At 65.7% G+C, this 15,871-nt stretch carries 16 protein-coding genes; 5 read left to right on the forward strand and 11 right to left on the reverse strand.

Translation table 11 applies throughout. From position 1 onward, the window contains the following. Positions 1–34: 34 nt before the first annotated feature. Entirely contained in the window at positions 35–697 is a 663-nt protein-coding gene (locus tag QZY67_RS01390; protein ID WP_295368195.1) for a Crp/Fnr family transcriptional regulator, read from the reverse strand. Between the two features lie 136 nt (positions 698–833). Between QZY67_RS01390 and QZY67_RS01395 the strand changes: the two genes are divergently transcribed. Both QZY67_RS01395 and QZY67_RS01400 read left to right on the forward strand, forming a co-directional pair. Beyond that, complete coding sequence (locus QZY67_RS01395; RefSeq protein ID WP_157196048.1) at positions 834–1,109, forward strand: hypothetical protein; 276 nt, start codon at positions 834–836, stop codon at positions 1,107–1,109. A 116-nt stretch (positions 1,110–1,225) separates the two neighbouring features. After that, positions 1,226–2,329, forward strand: coding sequence for an LCP family protein (locus QZY67_RS01400; protein ID WP_295368196.1), 1,104 nt, complete (start codon positions 1,226–1,228; stop codon positions 2,327–2,329). Between the two features lie 58 nt (positions 2,330–2,387). On the opposite strand, the gene ribF is transcribed toward QZY67_RS01400, so the two are convergent. The 10 genes from ribF to rimP all read right to left on the reverse strand — a co-directional run bounded on the left by ribF (position 2,388) and on the right by rimP (position 11,184). Continuing rightward, the gene (ribF, locus tag QZY67_RS01405) at positions 2,388–3,296 is read right to left on the reverse strand and encodes a riboflavin biosynthesis protein RibF (RefSeq protein WP_295368197.1); all 909 of its coding nucleotides are present in this window, start codon (positions 3,294–3,296) and stop codon (positions 2,388–2,390) included. A gap of 3 nt (positions 3,297–3,299) precedes the next feature. Then, a complete protein-coding gene (gene truB, locus QZY67_RS01410; protein ID WP_295368198.1) occupies positions 3,300–4,169 on the reverse strand; it encodes a tRNA pseudouridine(55) synthase TruB in 870 nt (289 codons plus the stop codon). A 10-nt stretch (positions 4,170–4,179) separates the two neighbouring features. Then, the gene (locus tag QZY67_RS01415; protein WP_295368199.1) at positions 4,180–5,127 is read right to left on the reverse strand and encodes a DHH family phosphoesterase; all 948 of its coding nucleotides are present in this window, start codon (positions 5,125–5,127) and stop codon (positions 4,180–4,182) included. Positions 5,128–5,133: 6 nt separating this feature from the next. Further along, positions 5,134–5,523 (reverse strand): 30S ribosome-binding factor RbfA, encoded by a 390-nt coding sequence (gene rbfA / locus QZY67_RS01420; protein ID WP_295368200.1) that lies wholly within the window; start codon positions 5,521–5,523, stop codon positions 5,134–5,136. A gap of 56 nt (positions 5,524–5,579) precedes the next feature. Beyond that, entirely contained in the window at positions 5,580–5,990 is a 411-nt protein-coding gene (locus tag QZY67_RS01425) for a hypothetical protein (RefSeq protein WP_295368201.1), read from the reverse strand. 82 nt (positions 5,991–6,072) lie between these two features. Next, a complete protein-coding gene (infB, locus tag QZY67_RS01430; protein ID WP_295368202.1) occupies positions 6,073–8,475 on the reverse strand; it encodes a translation initiation factor IF-2 in 2,403 nt (800 codons plus the stop codon). Between the two features lie 126 nt (positions 8,476–8,601). After that, positions 8,602–9,180, reverse strand: coding sequence for a 50S ribosomal protein L7 (locus tag QZY67_RS01435; protein WP_295368203.1), 579 nt, complete (start codon positions 9,178–9,180; stop codon positions 8,602–8,604). Next, entirely contained in the window at positions 9,173–9,445 is a 273-nt protein-coding gene (locus QZY67_RS01440) for a YlxR family protein (protein ID WP_294532664.1), read from the reverse strand. Before QZY67_RS01440 ends, QZY67_RS01435 begins: the two co-directional genes overlap by 8 nt. 43 nt (positions 9,446–9,488) lie before the next feature. Then, complete coding sequence (nusA, locus tag QZY67_RS01445; RefSeq protein ID WP_295368204.1) at positions 9,489–10,682, reverse strand: transcription termination factor NusA; 1,194 nt, start codon at positions 10,680–10,682, stop codon at positions 9,489–9,491. 46 nt (positions 10,683–10,728) lie between these two features. After that, positions 10,729–11,184 (reverse strand): ribosome maturation factor RimP, encoded by a 456-nt coding sequence (rimP, locus tag QZY67_RS01450; RefSeq protein WP_294532659.1) that lies wholly within the window; start codon positions 11,182–11,184, stop codon positions 10,729–10,731. Positions 11,185–11,559: 375 nt separating this feature from the next. Here rimP and QZY67_RS01455 point away from each other — a divergent pair, with 375 nt between their 5' ends. Genes QZY67_RS01455 through QZY67_RS01465 form a run of 3 tightly spaced genes read left to right on the forward strand, consistent with a single transcriptional unit; the run spans position 11,560 to position 15,775 of the window. Beyond that, positions 11,560–12,474, forward strand: coding sequence for a MoxR family ATPase (locus QZY67_RS01455; RefSeq protein ID WP_295368205.1), 915 nt, complete (start codon positions 11,560–11,562; stop codon positions 12,472–12,474). Then, on the forward strand, positions 12,474–13,484 hold the full coding sequence (locus QZY67_RS01460) for a DUF58 domain-containing protein (RefSeq protein WP_295368206.1): 1,011 nt from the start codon (positions 12,474–12,476) through the stop codon (positions 13,482–13,484). Before QZY67_RS01455 ends, QZY67_RS01460 begins: the two co-directional genes overlap by 1 nt. Further along, positions 13,481–15,775 (forward strand): transglutaminase domain-containing protein, encoded by a 2,295-nt coding sequence (locus QZY67_RS01465; protein WP_295368207.1) that lies wholly within the window; start codon positions 13,481–13,483, stop codon positions 15,773–15,775. Before QZY67_RS01460 ends, QZY67_RS01465 begins: the two co-directional genes overlap by 4 nt. Positions 15,776–15,871: the final 96 nt, after the last annotated feature.

Genomic DNA, 15,871 nt, shown 5'->3' on the forward strand with positions numbered 1-15,871 from the left:
GGATTCCTGTCCTTTCTGATTGAAATAGGATGGTTCACAGTGTTGGTTCCAGCAGCTCCGGTCTGAGCACCCGGATGGCCTTCCCCTCCCGCTGGATGGCGCCCCGGTCCTCCAGGGCATCCAGGGCACGGTACAGGGAGGCACGGCTCACGTTGAGCCGTCCGGCCAGACCGGTGAGGGAGCAGCCCAGGGGGACCAGATCGTCCCGGGCCTGGGCGCGGAGGAAGCAGGAGAGCCGCTCCTCCGCCGTTCCGGCCACCAGGCTGTTGATCTTCTGCTCCAGAAAGCGGATGCGGCCGGAGAGGTAGCGGATGTACTGCCGGGCCAGAGCGGGAGAGGCGGCCATCAGCTCCTCCACCAGCTCCTGGGGCAGGAGCAGCAGGCGGCAGGGGGTGCGGGCGGTGAGCTGAGCGGCGTAGTCCGTGCGGTCGTTGAAGAGGGCGGCCGCGCCGAACAGGTCTCCCGGCTCCAGCACGCTGACAATCAGCTCCCCCTTGCGCACCTCCACCTTGCCGGAGAGCACCGCCCCCAGGCTGCGGGAGAAGGCATGGGGGGTGTAGATGGTCTCCCCGCGGGCAGCCTCTGCCAGGGTGGAACGCCGGTCGGCGGCCGCCCGGAGAACCAGGGTTTCGGGCAGTCCCTGGAAGAGCGGCGTACTGGCCAGCAGGGCCAGCTCGGACCGGTCCAGCTCTGCCATATACGCCACCTCCAAAAACTGTCTCATTTGATACAGTTTTCAGAATACCGTGTTTTTAGGGAAAAGTCAAGCACCTTTCGGCGCAGGAAGGGAGGAGGACGCATAGAATGGGGGCAGAGAAATGGAGGTAATGCAGATGGCAGAATGCAGGTACCGGGCCCAGTGCCGGGGCTCCGGGCGCTCCTCCGCCCGGAGCGAGCGGACCATGGAGCGCCTGGAGAATATGCCCATGAACCGATACATCAATCCCAATACCATGATCACCCGTACACCGGGCGGCTGCTGCGGGCGGGGAGAGGAACAGGCCCTGCTGGAGCAGCTGGTGGAGCTGTCGGTGAGCCAGAATCAGCTGCTGGTGGATTTGCTGGGGGCGGTCAACGCCCTGACGGCGGCGCTGCTGGCCAAGCTGTGACAGTGGACCTTAAAATAATGTGAAGTTCCGCAACTTTTCCTTGCTCCCGCCCGTCTGATCCGATATAATATCGATTGTTGACATAACGCACAAGAAAACGGGAGTGATGATACCCCATGGCGGGAGCACGGAAGAAAAAGAAGAAACGGAGGGGCTCACCTCTGGGCAGGGCGCTGCGCACCCTTTACGCCACAGTCGTGGTGCTCTCCGCGATCATTGTGACCACCTACGCGCTGTTCCAGATTCTTGTCCCCGCACCCACGGTGGAGCAGCCGCCGGCGCCCACCGCAAGCGCGTCGGAAAACCCCACCGACAACCCGGATACGCCGGATGTTGACGAGAGCACGGCCTCGCCCAGTCAGCAGACGCTGGAGCGGAAGGAGCAGTTCTATACCTTCCTCCTGGCCGCCAGCGACCAGGTCAGCGGCAACTCGGATACTATCATGGTGGCGTCCTACGACGTACCCAACCAGAAGGTGGCGCTGGTATCCATCCCCCGGGACACCCTGGTCAACGGCAAGTACGGCAGCCACAGGTACTACAAAATCAATTCCGCTTACTCCTACGGCGGCATTGAGGAGCTGCGGGCCGTGGTGGCCGACATGCTGGGCATCCCCATCGACTTCTATGTGACGGTGGACCTGAAGGCCTTTGTGGAGATTGTGGACGCGGTGGGCGGCGTGGATTTCTATGTCCCGGTGGATATGAACTACGACGCCGACGACCAGAACCTCCACATCCACTACGACAAGGGCATGCACTACGGACTCACCGGCCAGCAGGTGCTGGAGATTGCCCGCTGCCGCAAGAACTCCGACGGACCGGGCACCTATCCCGACAACGTCTATGACGTGTACGCCGGCAGCGGCACCAACCGGGAGCAGACCCAGCGGGAGCTGATGGTAGCCATTGCGCGGAAGCTGATCTCCTGGAACAGCATCCCCAAGATCACAGAGTTTGCCGGGATTGTGGGAGAGAATGTAAAGACCAACATGTCGGCCAGCGACCTGGTGTTCTTTGCCACCCGGGCCATCTATGTGGATATGGACGGCAACGTCACCACCACCATCTTCCCCGGCAACGGCGAGGTGAGCTACAAAGGCTGGAACTGGTGCTGGCAGTACTACCCGGAGGAGTCTCTGGAGATTATCAACACCTACCTCAATCCCTATACCACGGACATCACCATGGACATGACCAACATGTTCCAGGTCCAGTGACAAAAAAGAAGCGCGTCCGTCTGTACAGCAGACGGACGCGCGTCAGTTTTTATGCAGTTTACCAGGGATGGGCGGCAAAGTATGCCCGGGTCTGCCCGGCGTTGCGCATGACCTCATCCCGCAGGGCCTCCAGGCTGGGGAACTTCCGCTCTCCGCGGAGATAGTGGTAGAACTCCATCCGGATGGTCTGGCCGTACAGGTCCCCGTCAAAATCCAGGATAAAGCCCTCCACATTGACAGCGCCGTGGTCGTCCACTGTGGGGCGGACGCCGATATTGGTTACCGCCGGGCGGCTGTTGCCGTTTTCAAAGCATACCCGGGTGGCATACACACCCCGGGCAGGCACCAGTACGCCGGGGGCGAAGCGGAGGTTCACCGTGGGAAAGCCCAGGGTGGTGCCCAGCTTCTTCCCGTGGGCCACCGTGTCGGTCAGGGTGTGGGGGTGGCCCAGAAAGTAGTTGGCCCGCTCCATCTCTCCCTGGGCCAGCAGGGTGCGGATGTAGGTGGAGGAGATGGTGATGCCGTCCAGCTCCACCTTTGGGATAATGTCGCATCCAATGCCCATCTCGGCGCACACGGCCTTCAACCGCTCCGGATTGCCCTCGCCCTTGTAGCCGAAGTGGAAGTCGTGGCCCGCCACCAGATGGATGGCGCCGTTCTCCCGGATAAGGAACTCGGTGACAAAGTCCCGCCAGGGCATGTGCATCATCCGGTCGTCAAAGTGGGCGATAATGACCTCCTGGATGCCGTAATACCGGCGCATCAGCTCGGCCCGGTCCAGGGGGGAACTGATGAGGGGCATGGGACTGCCCAGAATCAGGTTTTCCGGGTGGGTGTCAAAGGTGACGGCGGCGGGGGTCGCGCCCAATTCCCGGGCAGCCTGGGCCACCCGGCTCAGCAGGGCGCCGTGGCCCCGGTGTACGCCGTCAAAAAAGCCCAGAGCGATGACCCGTTTCTTCTGCTCCATTGCTTACACCTCGAAAAAGCTCTTGATGGTGGTGAGACGGCCGTTTTTCACCTGGCCCAGGGCCAGAAAGGCGCCGCTCTCACCGTAGACCCGGTACTGGCCGTCGGCCGCCCGGGGCAGGGACACCGCAGTGCCGTTGCGCACCTTTTTCTCTCCGGCAGGGGGGAGGGTCAGGGCGGGATGGCGGGAGAAGTAGGCGTCCACCGGCAGCAGCAGGCGCTGGGGGTCCTCCGCGGAGAGCAGGGCGTCCAGCGTCACGGCCTGGTTCAGGGAGAACCCTGCCGCCTCGGTACGGCGGAGGGAGTACATGCACCCGCCGCAGCCCAGGGCCTGGCCGATGTCGTGGCAGAGGGTGCGGACATAGGTGCCCTTGGAGCACCGGACCCGCAGCAGATAGTCGGCGGGACCGGCCTGCTCCACCACCTCCAGGCCGTAGATGGTCACGGGGCGGGGCTCCCGCTCCACCTCCTGGCCCTTCCGGGCCAGCTCGTAGAGCTTCTTGCCGTCCCGCTTGATGGCGGAGTACATGGGGGGGATCTGGAGGATGTCCCCCCGGAAGGGGGCCAGGGCGGCCTCAAGGGCGGCCCGGTCAGCGGCCACAGGCCGCTCCTCCAGCACCGTGCCGGAGGTGTCCTGGGTGTTGGTCACAACCCCCAGCCGCAGCCCGGCCACGTACTCCTTGCCCCCCTCGGCGGCGAACTCCACCGCCCGGGTGGCCCGGCCCACAAAGACGGGCAGGACCCCGGTGGCCATGGGGTCCAGGGTTCCTGCATGGCCCACCCGGCGCTCGTGGAGCACGCCCCGGATTTTGGCGCACACATCCATACTGGTCCAGCCGGAGGGCTTGTCGATGACGATAATTCCGTTTGCCATGACCGTCTCCTCAGCTCTGCTGAATCTGGCGGATAGCGGCCAGAATAGCGGCCTTGGCGTCGGCCACCGAGCCCGCCACCGAGCACCCGGCGGCGGCGGCGTGGCCGCCGCCCCCCAGCAGGGCGCACACCGCCGAGGCATTGAGCCCGGCGGCGGTGCGGACGGAGAGCTTGCATTCTCCGGGCCGCAGCTCCCGGATGGTGACGGCGGTCTCCACTCCCTCCACCTGTCCGGCGAAGGCGGCGATGTCCTCGGCGTCCTCCTCCCGGGCGTCCAGGGCCTTCATCATGTCCAGGCTGACGGCGGCGATGGCAATGGCGCCGTTGTCAAAGAGCTCCATATCCTGGGTGATCATGCTCTCCAGCCGCAGGCGCTTGAAGCTCTTGGTGCGGAAGTGCCGCTTGTTGACGCGCCGGTAGTCGATGCCGACGTCCATCAGGGCGGCGGCCACCCGGTGGGTGTCGGGGGTGGTGTTACTGTAGACAAAGCAGCCCGTGTCTGTGGACACAGCCAGGTACAGGGGCAGGGCGGCGGCGGGGGAGACGGGGCCCCACTGGCGGATGATGTCGTAGATAAGCTCGCCGCAGGCGGCCCGGCCCGGGTCCACGCAGTTCTCCTTGCCGAAGCCCTCGTTGGAGCCGTGGTGGTCGACGGCCAGATCCACCCCCTTTTCCAGCCAGCAGCGGGCGTTTTCGGGGAACAGGCCCCGGCCCGCTATGTCCACGCTGACCACAAAGGCGGGGGAGAAGCCGTCGGGGGCCAGATAGCCCTCCAGATATGGGGTAAAGAGGGCGGTGGCGTCGGCGTTGGGCAGGAGCCAGGCGGTTTTGCCCAGCTCCCGCAGGGCGGCGCACAGGCCCACGGCGCAGCCGATGGTGTCCCCATCGGGGCGGCGGTGGGTAAGGATAAGAATGTTGTCCTGACGCCGCAGCAGCTCAGCGGCTTCGGTATAGGTCATGGGGCTTCACTCCTCGCTGTCCAGATTGATGTGGGCGTTGGCGGGATTGGCGGGCTTGACCACCTCGGGGTCCCGCAGCATGCTTAGAATGTGGGCGCCCTGGGCCATGGAGTCGTCCTTCTCAAAGATGAGCTCCGGGGTGTACCGCAGGGAGAGGGCGGCGCCCAACTCCCGGCGGAGGTAGCCGGCGGCGGACTTGAGGCCCTTGACCACCTCATTGACGTCGCTCTTGTCCAGCACGCTGACGTGGACCTTGGCGTACCGCAGGTCAGTGGTGGTGTCCACCGCGGTGATGGAGACCAGCCCGTGGACTCTGGGGTCCTTCACTGTGCGGATGAGGCCGGAGAGCTCCCGCTGGATTTCTTCGTTGATGCGTCCGATTCGATTGCTCGCCATAATCGGATCTCCTTTCAGATAAGTGGGCGGAGGGATGTTAAGACACGACCTCCGCGCTATATTGTAATGGTCAGACAGGCCTGGGGATGCTCCGCCAGCTGCTCCAGCGTGTCCCGCTCCAGGGCGGACAGAGGGCCGGAGAAGCGGCGCACCCGGTGTGCCTCGCCGCCCACCCACAGATGCCACAGCTCCACGGTCTCCCCATGGGCGCAGGCTTGCTCCAGATAGGCCCGCAGCAGCGCGGCGTCCTCCTCGGTGGGAGCCAGGTTCAGCTCGTACCGGCAGGGCTGCATGTCCAGGCCCAGGTCGTCCACCGCATGGCGGTAATAGCTGTGCTCCATGACGGAAAACCCGTCCTCCTCCACCGTGGCGACTGTGATTCCGGCCTTCACGGTACGGAGGCGTCGGAGGCCGGAATCATAGAGGGGCAGGGGGTGGGAAGCGGCCAGAAGATACACGCAGCTCATGGGACCTCCTGTTCATAAGCAAAGCAGGACGGGCGAAAACGCCCGCCCTGCTTTTGGGGTCTGTAAAATCGGGGATAGAGGATTACACTTCAATCTGCTCCATGATAAAGGCTTCGATGACATCGCCCTGCTTGATGTCCTGGAACTTCTCAAAGGTGATGCCGCACTCGTAGCCCTGGGCGACCTCCTTCACGCTGTCCTTGAAGCGCTGGAGGGAGGCGATGGAGCCGTCGTAGATGACGATATTGTCCCGCAGGAGACGCATCTGAGCGCCGCGCTGCATCTTGCCGTTGGTGACGTAGCAGCCGGCCACCATGCCCACGCCGGTGATACGGAACACCTCGCGGACCTCGGCCTGACCCAGGAAGACTTCCTTGAACTTGGGGGCCAGCATGCCCTTCATGGCGGTCTGGATCTCCTCGATGCAGTCGTAGATGACGCGGTACATCCGCATGTCCACCTTGTTGCGGGCGGCCGTGTCCTTGGCGTTGTTGTCGGGGCGGACGTTGAAGCCCACGATAATGGCGTTGGAGGTGGTGGCCAGCATGACGTCGCTCTCGCTGATGGCGCCCACGGCGCAGTGGATGACCCGCACCCGGACCTCCTCGTTGGAGAGCTTCTCCAGGGAGGATTTCACCGCCTCGGCGGAGCCCTGGACGTCGGCCTTGACGATGACGTTCAGGTCCTTGATCTCGCCCTGCTGGATCTGGCTGAACAGGTCGTCCAGGCTGACCTTCTGCTTCACGCCGCCGGAAGCGGCCATCTTCTGGTCGTGCTTGCGCTGCTCCACCAGCTCCCGGGCCATGCGCTCGTCGGCCACGGCGTGGAAATCGTCGCCGGCGCCGGGCACCTCGCTCATGCCGATGATCTCAACGGGCACGGAGGGGCCGGCCTGGGTGAGCTTCTCGCCCCGGGCGTTGGTCATGGCGCGGACACGGCCCACGGCGGTGCCGGCAATGATGATGTCGCCCTGCTTCAGGGTGCCGTTCTGCACCAGGAGGGTGGCCACAGGGCCGCGGCCCCTGTCCAGCCGGGCCTCGATGACCGCGCCGTGGGCGGAGCGGTTGGGGTTGGCCTTCAGCTCCTGCATCTCGGCGGTCAGGATGACCATGTCCAGCAGGTTGTCGATGCCCTCGCCGGTCTTGGCGGAGATGGGGCAGATGATGGTCTCGCCGCCCCACTCCTCGGGCACCAGCTCGTAGTTGGTGAGCTGTTCCTTGATGCGATCGGGGTTGGCGGTGGGCTTATCCATCTTGTTGATGGCCACAATGATGGGGATGCCGGCGGCCTTGGCGTGGTTGATGGACTCCACGGTCTGGGGCATGATGCCGTCGTCAGCGGCCACCACCAGGATGGCCACGTCGGTGATCATGGCGCCGCGGGCACGCATGGCGGTGAAGGCCTCGTGGCCGGGGGTGTCCAGGAAGGTGATGGGCTTGCCCTGGACGTCCACCTGATAGGCGCCGATGTGCTGGGTGATGCCGCCGGCCTCGCCGGCCGCCACATGGGAGTTGCGGATATAGTCCAGCAGGGAGGTCTTGCCGTGGTCCACGTGGCCCATGACCACAACCACGGGGGCGCGGGGCACCAGATCCTCTTCCTTGTCCTCGGCGGTATCGATGAGCTTCTCCTCGATGGTGACGATGACTTCCTTCTCCACCTTGCAGCCCATCTCCTCGGCGATGATGGCGGCGGTGTCAAAGTCGATGATGTCGCTCAGGGAGGCCATGACGCCGTTCTTGATCAGGCACTTGACCACCTCGGCGCCGGTCTTTTTCATCCGGCTGGCCAGCTCGCCCACGCCGATCTCGTCGGGGATCTTGACCACGGTGGGGTGCTTCTTGGCGATCTCCGCCTGGAGCCGGCGCATCTTCTCCTGCTCCTCGGCCCGGCGCTTGCTGCCCTGGAAGCTGTTGTTCCGGCGCTGGTTGCGGCCCTGGAACTTCTGCTTGCCGCCGCCCTGCTGCTGGCGCTCGGAGGTAAAGGACTCCAGGCGCTCGTCGTATTTATCCAGGTTTACGTTGCCGCTCTTGCGGGTGTCCACCACCTTCTTCTCGGGGACCCGGGTCGTGGGACGGCGATCGCCCTGGGGCTGCTGCTGCGGCCGCTGCTGCTGGGGCTGATTCTGGTTCTGCTGGGGCGCGGGCCGCTGGCCCTGCTGCTGGGACTGGGCCTTGGGGGCCTCCTTGCCGGGCTTGCCGCCCTGCTGGGGCTGAGCCTGCTGGGCGGGCGCGGCCTTGGGGGCCTCCGCCTTCTTGGGCTCGTGGTACACATCGGCATAAATGCTCTCGATGCTGTCCACCTGGTTGTGCTGGGTCAGATACTCAAAGATGATGGACAGCTCTCTGTCCTCCAGCACCTGCATATGGTTTTTGGGCGTGGTCGCGTACTTGGTGAGGATATCGGCGATATCCTTGGAGTTCATTTTGAAGTCCTTTGCGACCTCGTGCACACGGTATTTGTTCAGCAAATGAGCCACCTCCATTGTGGAGCCTGCACCAATAGGAAAACGCAGGCAGGGCGCTCCTGCGCTTTCTTATTGGAACAAGCTCTCTGCTCGAAACGGATACGTTCTCTATGGAAAACCGCCGCGGCGGCGGGAAAGCCCTGTTCATGTCCTGGGCTTGGGGTCCCGGCCGGGCCGGAACTTGATGGTGATCTTGCCTCTGGGGGCCTTGGGCCGGCCCGGGGGAGGGGGAGAAACCCGCACAGGCGCCTTGTGGGAGCCGCTGCCCGTCTTCTTCTCCCCGGGAGGCGGGGCCCAGGGCTTGCGCTTGCCCTCCCGGAGATTTTTCTCGTGCTGCCGCTGCTCCTTCTGCCGCTGGAGGGCCTTCTGGGCCTTGACATCCAGAGCGGCGGCCAGGTCGCCGTACCGCTCCGGATTCAGCGCGGAGAGCTTGGCGGCCAGGGAGGAGGCGAAGCCGATATCCGTGACGGCTGCCAGGGCGCAGGAGCTGCGGCCCACGGTACCGCCCAGCTCCTCCTTGGTGAAGGGCAGCTCCGCCCAGGGCACGGCGCCCGCCTCGGCAAAATGGGCGCAGCGGCGGCGGGTGTTGGCGGCGGCGTCGCTGGCCACCAGCAGCAGCCTGGCGTGGCGGGCGCGGGCGGCCGCGCCCACCGGCTCCTCGCCCACCTCCAGCCGCCCGGCCTTCTTGCACAGGCCGATCAGGGAGAGAATGGCGTTAGACATCGGGGGCCTCCTTCATCTGCGCCTCCAGGGCCTCCCAGACCTCGTCGGGCAGGGGGGCGGAGAAGGCGCGCTCCAGCGCCCTGGCCTTCCGGGCCTTTTTCAGGCACTCTGGGCTGGGGCAGACATAAGCGCCCCGGCCGGGCTTTTTGCCCTTGAAGTCCAGGGAGACCTCGCCCTCGGGGGAGCGGACCACCCGGATCAGCTCCTTCTTGGGCTTCATCTCCCGGCAGCCCAGGCACTGGCGCAGGGGAATTTTTTTGGGCATGGGACAAGCGCCCCCTTTCCACGGGAAAAATCAGAGAGTCAAATTACACGTCCAGGGGCTCGTCGCCGGCCTCGGCGGGCTCAGCAGCCTGAGCGGACGCGTCGTCCGCCAGGACCTCGCCGGTCTCCTCGTCCTCGCCGCCGCCGGGGTTGGAGGAGGGCTTGATGTCGATCTTGAAGCCGGTGAGCTTGGCGGCCAGGCGGGCGTTCTGGCCCTCCTTGCCGATGGCCAGGGACAGCTGGTCGTCGGGCACCACCACCCGGCAGCTCTTGCCGTCGTCCAGGGTGGTGACGCTGATGACGTCGGCGGGGGAGAGGGCGGCGGCCACGTACTCGGCGGGGTCGTCGGAGTACTTGATGATGTCCACCTTCTCGCCCTTGAGCTCCTCCACAATGTTGTTCACCCGCTGGCCCCGGGGACCCACGCAGGCGCCGATGGGGTCCACATTGGGGTCGGCGGACCAGACGGCCAGCTTGGTGCGGCTGCCCGCCTCCCGGGCAATGGACTTGACCTCCACGGTGCCGTCGTAGATCTCGGGCACCTCCAGCTCGAACAGGCGCTTGACCAGGCCGGGGTGGGTGCGGGAGATAAGCACCTGGGGGCCCTTGGTGGAGCGGCGGACCTCCACCACGTACACCTTCAGCCGGTCGCCCTCGCGGAAGGTCTCGCCCCGGACCTGCTCGCCGGCGGCCAGGAAGGCGTCGGTGGCCTCGTTGCCCGAGCCGATGCGCAGGCTGGCGGAGCCGGTGCGTGGATCGATGCGGGTGACCACGCCGGTGAGCAGCTCGTGCTCCTTGGAGCTGAACTCATCATAGATCATGCCCCGCTCGGCCTCCCGCATACCCTGGATGATGACCTGGCGGGCGGTCTGGGCGGCGATGCGGCCGAAATCCTTGGTCTTGACCTCCACGCGCACCACGTCGCCCAGCTGGATGTGGGGCAGGCGCATCCGGGCGTCGGCCAGGCTGATCTCGGTGAAGGGGTTGTCGACGGTCTCCACCACGTCCTTCTTGACGAACATGCGGACCTCGCCCTTCTCCTCGTTGGCGTCCACCACAATGTTGTCCCCGGCGCCCTCGTGGTCCCGCTTGTAGGCGCTGATCAGGGCCTGGGTGATCTTCTCCAGCATGTAGCTCTTGGGGATGCCCTTCTCCTGCTCGATCATGCCGATGGCGGCGAAGAACTCCTTGCCGTCCAGCTCGTTGCTCTTCTGAGCCTTTGCATTTCTCTTAGCCATAATCCTTCATCAAACTCCTTATACCATTACGGATTCCCGGCGGGAATCAAACACGGACGTACAGCCGCACCTGGGCCACGTCCTTCTTGGGGAAGGTCACGGCTCCCGTGGGGAGCTCTACCGTCACATCGCCGTCTTCATAGCCTCTCAGAAGGCCCACATGGTCCTTCCGGCCCTCCACGGGGCGGTAGAGGCGGACCTCCACCTCGGCGCCCAGGAAGGCGTCGAAGTGCTCCGGGTGCCGGAGGACCCGGTCAATGCCTGCGGAGGAGACCTCCAGCGTGTAGCTGCCCTCGATGGGGTCGGCCTCGTCCAGGGCGTCGGACAGGGGCCGGGACACGGCCTCGCAGTCGTCGATGGTCACGCCGCCCTCCTTGTCCAGATAGACCCGGAGAAACCAGGTGCCCGCCTCCCGCACATACTCCACATCCCAGATGCCGCAGCCGTTTTCCGCCGCGATAGGCTGGGCCAGCGCCCGGACCAGCTCGGTGACTTTCGCCATATAGGGGCCTCCTTCGGTACAAGATGTAAGAAAAAACCAAACCGGTTTTTTTCAATAATAAAGAGCGGAGCAAAGCCCCACTCTCACCATACTACCTCTACTATCATACGCAGTATACCACGGAATGTCCTCCATTGCAAGGGCTTTCCGTGTTTTTTCATGGGGAAGAGGGGGGCAAAATGGACGGAAGGAGGCAGGGCGGCGGAAAAGGCCGGCCAGCTGCAACATTTTTTCACTTTAATGCGATATCATCACAGAGAAAATGGACGGCAGGGGGGATACGCCGGCGTTTCCGCGTTGACATAAATAGAAAATGCCCCTAAAATAATCTCAAGACAGGATTCCACACAGTGGGAGGAAATGAGGAGAAAAACCATGAACCAGGCAGTACGTATTTTGCAGGAAGTGAAAAAAGCGGTGGTTGGCAAGGACGAGGTGCTTGCCCGTGCTCTGCTGGCCATTCTGGCCCGGGGGCACATCCTGCTGGAGGATATCCCCGGCGTGGGCAAGACCACCATGGCCCTGGCCTTCTCCCGGGCGCTGTCCCTGGACTATAACCGGGTGCAGTTTACCCCCGACGTGATGCCGTCGGACATCACCGGCTTCTCCCTTTATAATAAGGAGACAGGGAAGATGGAGTACCAGCCCGGCGCGGCGCTGTGCAATCTGTTCCTGGCCGACGAGCTTAACCGGGCCACCAGCCGCACCCAGTCCGCCCTGCTGGAGGCCATGGAGGAGGGGCAGGTGACGGTGGACGGCATGTCCCACCCGGTGCCCCGGCCCTTTATCGTCATTGCCACCCAGAACCCGGCGGGGGCCGCGGGCACCCAGCTGCTGCCCGACTCCCAGATGGACCGGTTCATGGTACGGCTGTCCATCGGCTACCCCGCCCCCGAGGCGGAGAAGGAGATGCTCCGCCGCAGGCAGGGGGGCAACCCCCTGGACAGCGTGGAGCGGGTGGTGGACCACGGCGGCCTGCTGGACCTCCAGCGGCAGGTGGACGCCGTCCACCTGTCCGACCAGGTGCTGGAGTATGTGGTGTCCCTGACGGGGGCCACCCGGGTCCACCCCATGATTGAGCAGGGGGCCAGCCCCCGGGCCTCTCTGGCCCTGTCCGCCATGGCCAAGGCCGCCGCCTTTGTCCAGAACCGGGACTATGTGCTGCCTGAGGACGTGACGCTGGTGTTCAAAGACACGGTGGCCCACCGGCTCATCCTCTCCCCCAGGGCCGGGGAGAACGACCCGCTGGAGGACGTGCTGCGGGCGGTGGCGCCGCCCAGGGTGCGGTAATGGCCCGGTGCCGTGTGGGGTATCTGCTGGCGCTGGGGGCGGCGGTACTCTTTTTCATCTGCTTTAACGGCTATTTCTCCTTCTATATTTTAGTGCTCACGCTGGTATTTCCCCTGTTCTCCCTGCTGGTCAGCCTGCCGGGGATGCTGGGGTGCACCGTGGAGCTGGCAGTGTCCGCCCGGGCGGTGCGCCGGAACGAGACGGCGGAGGCCCAGCTCACCGTTGTCAGCCGCAGCCGCCTGCCGGTGGGGCGGCTGACGGCGGACCTAGGGTGGGACAACGCCATGAACGGCCAGTCCGGCCGGACCCGGGTCAGGCTGTCCGGGGCGTCTCTGGGGGCTGTCCGGCGGGAGAGCCTCCCCACCGGCCACTGCGGCATGGTGAGATGCCGGGCGCTCCGGGTGAGGGTGTGCGATCTGCTGGGGCTGTTCGCCCTCCGGCGGCCCCTCCCTCCGGCGGCTGAGCTGGCTGTGCTCCCCCTGGACCTGCCCCCCGAGCCGGTGCCGGCGCTGCTGGGGGCGGAGAAGAACCAGGTCATGCGCCCCCGCCCCGGCGGCGGCCCCGGCGAGGACTACGACCTGCGGCCCTACCGGGCGGGAGACCCCCTCCGCTCGGTCCACTGGAAGCTGTCCACCAAGGTGGACTCCCTGGTGGTGCGGGAGACCCTGGAGCCTCAGAAGGCCGTCATTGTCCTCAGCTTTGACCACTTCGGCACGCCGGAGGAGCTGGACCGGATTCAGGACCGGCTGGACGCGGTGTCCCGGGCCCTCATCGAGCGGGAGCGGCCCCACGCCGTCCGCTGGCTGGAGGAGGGGGCCGGGCGGGTCAGGGAGCGGAAGATATCCAGCCTGACCGAGCTGCGCGCCTGCCAGTGGGAGATCTTCTCCACGCCCGCCCCCGCCGGCGGGCACACCTCAGCGGGCGGGCGGAACGGAAACAGCGGCGGCAGCCTGGTCCGCAGCCTCCACATTACAGCGGAGGACAGCGGGGGAGAGGAGGGAGCCCGATGAACGAGAACCTCACCCTCACCCGCCGCACAGCGGTGGCGCTCTCCGACTGCCTGATGCTCTTCCTGGGCCTGTACGGCACGCTGTTCTGCCTCATCACCGCCTTCCACCTGCCGGTGGATTACCAGACCATTACTGCCGCCTGCCTGGTGTGCGCGCCCCTTTTTACGGCGGTGTTCGCCCTGCCGTGGTACTGGGCGAGAGCGGCCCTCTACCTGGGCTGCGCCGCCGCAGTGGCGGTGACGGCCTGGCGCTGGCTGGATCTGCTGACGCTGGGCGGCCTGGTGCTGGCCCGGCAGGTGGTGAACACCTTCGCCTGGGCCCTGGGCAGCAGCGTGACCCTGGACATTACCGTTTTGACCGGGGAGACCACCCTGGGGGACGAGGCGGCGGCCATCACCGCCCTGTTCCTTCTGCTGGCCGTGGCTGTGGCCTTCTGGATCGGGTGGCTGTGGCAGCGGATGCGGTCCTTCTGGCTCACCTTTTGGGGTACCTTCCCGCTGCTGGCGCTGCCCCTGTCTGTGACTGTGACCCCGGGCTGGGTGCCCCTGCTGATGCTGCTTTTGTTCTGGGGCGTGGGCCTGCTGGTGCGGCAGACCAATAAGACCGACCTGTCCGGCAGCGCCAAGACCGTGCTCATGGTGCTGCCCCTGTGCGTACTGCTGCTGACAGGGCTGGGGGCGGTACTGCCCCGGGAGGACTACGAGCAGACCGGCTGGGCGGCGGAGGCCCGGCTGGAGATCATCGACCGTCTGGCGGCGGTGGGACGGGGCGCGGCCAGCGCCGGGGCGGATCTGGGCCTGGCCTCCGGCTCCGACCAGATTGACCTGAGCCGGGTGGGGCCCCTGGGCTTTGACGGGGATACGGCCCTCCGGGTGCGCAGTCAAACCACGGGACACATCTACCTGCGGGGCTTCTCCTCCGCCGTCTACACCGGCGGCGGCTGGGAGCAGCTGTCCGACGAGGTGTACCAGCAGATGCGGGAGGGCTGGACCTTTACCGTGCCCGATACGGCGGCCATCTCCTCCCTGAAGAGCGGCACGGAAGTGCCGATAGACGGCATCGGGGCCTATCAACCCATCAACTTCCCCGCCATGGCGGACGCCAATGCGGATTCTGTCCGCATCGAGGTGGAGAACGTGGGGGCGGCCGACCGGTTCGTGTACACCCCCTACCAGCTGAGCACCACCCCCGACCGGATGACCGGCGCGGAGTTCGTGGGGGACGCCTATCTGGCCCGTGGCACCGGCGTGTGGACCCACATCCTCTACGCCCGGGAGACGGCCAGCCCCCTCCGGGCCCGGCTCACAGGGGATGCGGCCCAGATGGAGCAGAACTACCGGTATTTCGTCTATGAGAACTACCTCCAGCTCCCCGACGAGCTAAGGGAGGAGATAACAGCGCTGGTGGAGAACATGGAGACGTGGGACGGACAGGCCGTCTCCGCGGAGCCGGGCACGCCCTATCGGCTGCTGCTGGCCCGGCATGTGGGCGGGTACCTGGCCTCCATCGCGGTCTACGATCCGGATACCCCCGCCGCCCCGGAGGGGACGGACTTTGTCACCCACTTTCTGGACGAGGGCCGGGGCTACTGCATGCACTTCGCCACCACCGCCACCCTGATGCTGCGGAGCATGGGAATTCCCGCCCGGTATGTGTCCGGCTACGTGGCGGACACGGCGGCGGGGGAGTGGGTGGACGTGCCCGACTACAACGCCCACGCCTGGGTGGAGGTCTATCTGGCAGGGTACGGCTGGCAGCCGGTGGAGGTGACGCCGGGCTATGACGGCACCTTTGCCTGGGAGCGGGAGCCGGAGGAGACCCCGGAGCCCTCTGAGACCCAGACAGCCGGGCCCACCCCCGCCCCCACTCACAGCCAGGCGCCCCGGCCCACCCAGGAAGCAGAGCGGCCGGAGGAGCCGGAGCGGGAGCCCCTCAGCCCCTGGCTGTGGCTGCTGGCCATTCCGGCTGTGCTGGCGCTGGCTGCGGCGGGACTGGTGCTCCGCCGCCGTCTGGCGGCCCGGAGCAGGGCCCGGAAGTTCGGCCAGGCCGACTTCAACCGGGCGGTGATTGAGATGTACCTCTACATGGAGAAGGTGGCCGCCCGTACCGGCGGCGCCGTGGACCCGGCCCTGGAGGCCCTGGCCAAGAAGGCGGCCTTCAGCGCCCACGTACTGACGGAGCCGGAGCGGGAGACCGCCCGCACCCTGACGGAGCAGGCCGCGGACGCGGCGGACCAGAGCCGCAGCCGGCTGGGCCGGCTGGCGTTCCGGTACATTCTGGGACTATATTAATGTCTACTGAATAAACCGCTTTGCGGTTTATTCGTGCGGCACAGCCGCACAATTCCATAAAAACGGCTCAAAGGAGCCGCTTTTGTGGAATTCAGC

The organism is uncultured Pseudoflavonifractor sp., from assembly GCA_904419835.1.
Classification (GTDB): domain Bacteria; phylum Bacillota; class Clostridia; order Oscillospirales; family Oscillospiraceae; genus Pseudoflavonifractor.

Bases quoted from the DNA above. Each gene is read 5' to 3' on its own strand.
- QZY67_RS01390 (WP_295368195.1), bottom strand. From the start codon at position 697: ATGGCAGAGCTGGACCGGTCCGAGCTGGCCCTGCTGGCCAGTACGCCG.
- QZY67_RS01395 (WP_157196048.1), top strand. From the start codon at position 834: ATGGCAGAATGCAGGTACCGGGCCCAGTGCCGGGGCTCCGGGCGCTCC.
- QZY67_RS01400 (WP_295368196.1), top strand. From the start codon at position 1,226: ATGGCGGGAGCACGGAAGAAAAAGAAGAAACGGAGGGGCTCACCTCTG.
- ribF (WP_295368197.1), bottom strand. From the start codon at position 3,296: ATGGAGCAGAAGAAACGGGTCATCGCTCTGGGCTTTTTTGACGGCGTA.
- truB (WP_295368198.1), bottom strand. From the start codon at position 4,169: ATGGCAAACGGAATTATCGTCATCGACAAGCCCTCCGGCTGGACCAGT.
- QZY67_RS01415 (WP_295368199.1), bottom strand. From the start codon at position 5,127: ATGACCTATACCGAAGCCGCTGAGCTGCTGCGGCGTCAGGACAACATT.
- rbfA (WP_295368200.1), bottom strand. From the start codon at position 5,523: ATGGCGAGCAATCGAATCGGACGCATCAACGAAGAAATCCAGCGGGAG.
- QZY67_RS01425 (WP_295368201.1), bottom strand. From the start codon at position 5,990: ATGAGCTGCGTGTATCTTCTGGCCGCTTCCCACCCCCTGCCCCTCTAT.
- infB (WP_295368202.1), bottom strand. From the start codon at position 8,475: ATGGAGGTGGCTCATTTGCTGAACAAATACCGTGTGCACGAGGTCGCA.
- QZY67_RS01435 (WP_295368203.1), bottom strand. From the start codon at position 9,180: ATGTCTAACGCCATTCTCTCCCTGATCGGCCTGTGCAAGAAGGCCGGG.
- QZY67_RS01440 (WP_294532664.1), bottom strand. From the start codon at position 9,445: ATGCCCAAAAAAATTCCCCTGCGCCAGTGCCTGGGCTGCCGGGAGATG.
- nusA (WP_295368204.1), bottom strand. From the start codon at position 10,682: ATGGCTAAGAGAAATGCAAAGGCTCAGAAGAGCAACGAGCTGGACGGC.
- rimP (WP_294532659.1), bottom strand. From the start codon at position 11,184: ATGGCGAAAGTCACCGAGCTGGTCCGGGCGCTGGCCCAGCCTATCGCG.
- QZY67_RS01455 (WP_295368205.1), top strand. From the start codon at position 11,560: ATGAACCAGGCAGTACGTATTTTGCAGGAAGTGAAAAAAGCGGTGGTT.
- QZY67_RS01460 (WP_295368206.1), top strand. From the start codon at position 12,474: ATGGCCCGGTGCCGTGTGGGGTATCTGCTGGCGCTGGGGGCGGCGGTA.
- QZY67_RS01465 (WP_295368207.1), top strand. From the start codon at position 13,481: ATGAACGAGAACCTCACCCTCACCCGCCGCACAGCGGTGGCGCTCTCC.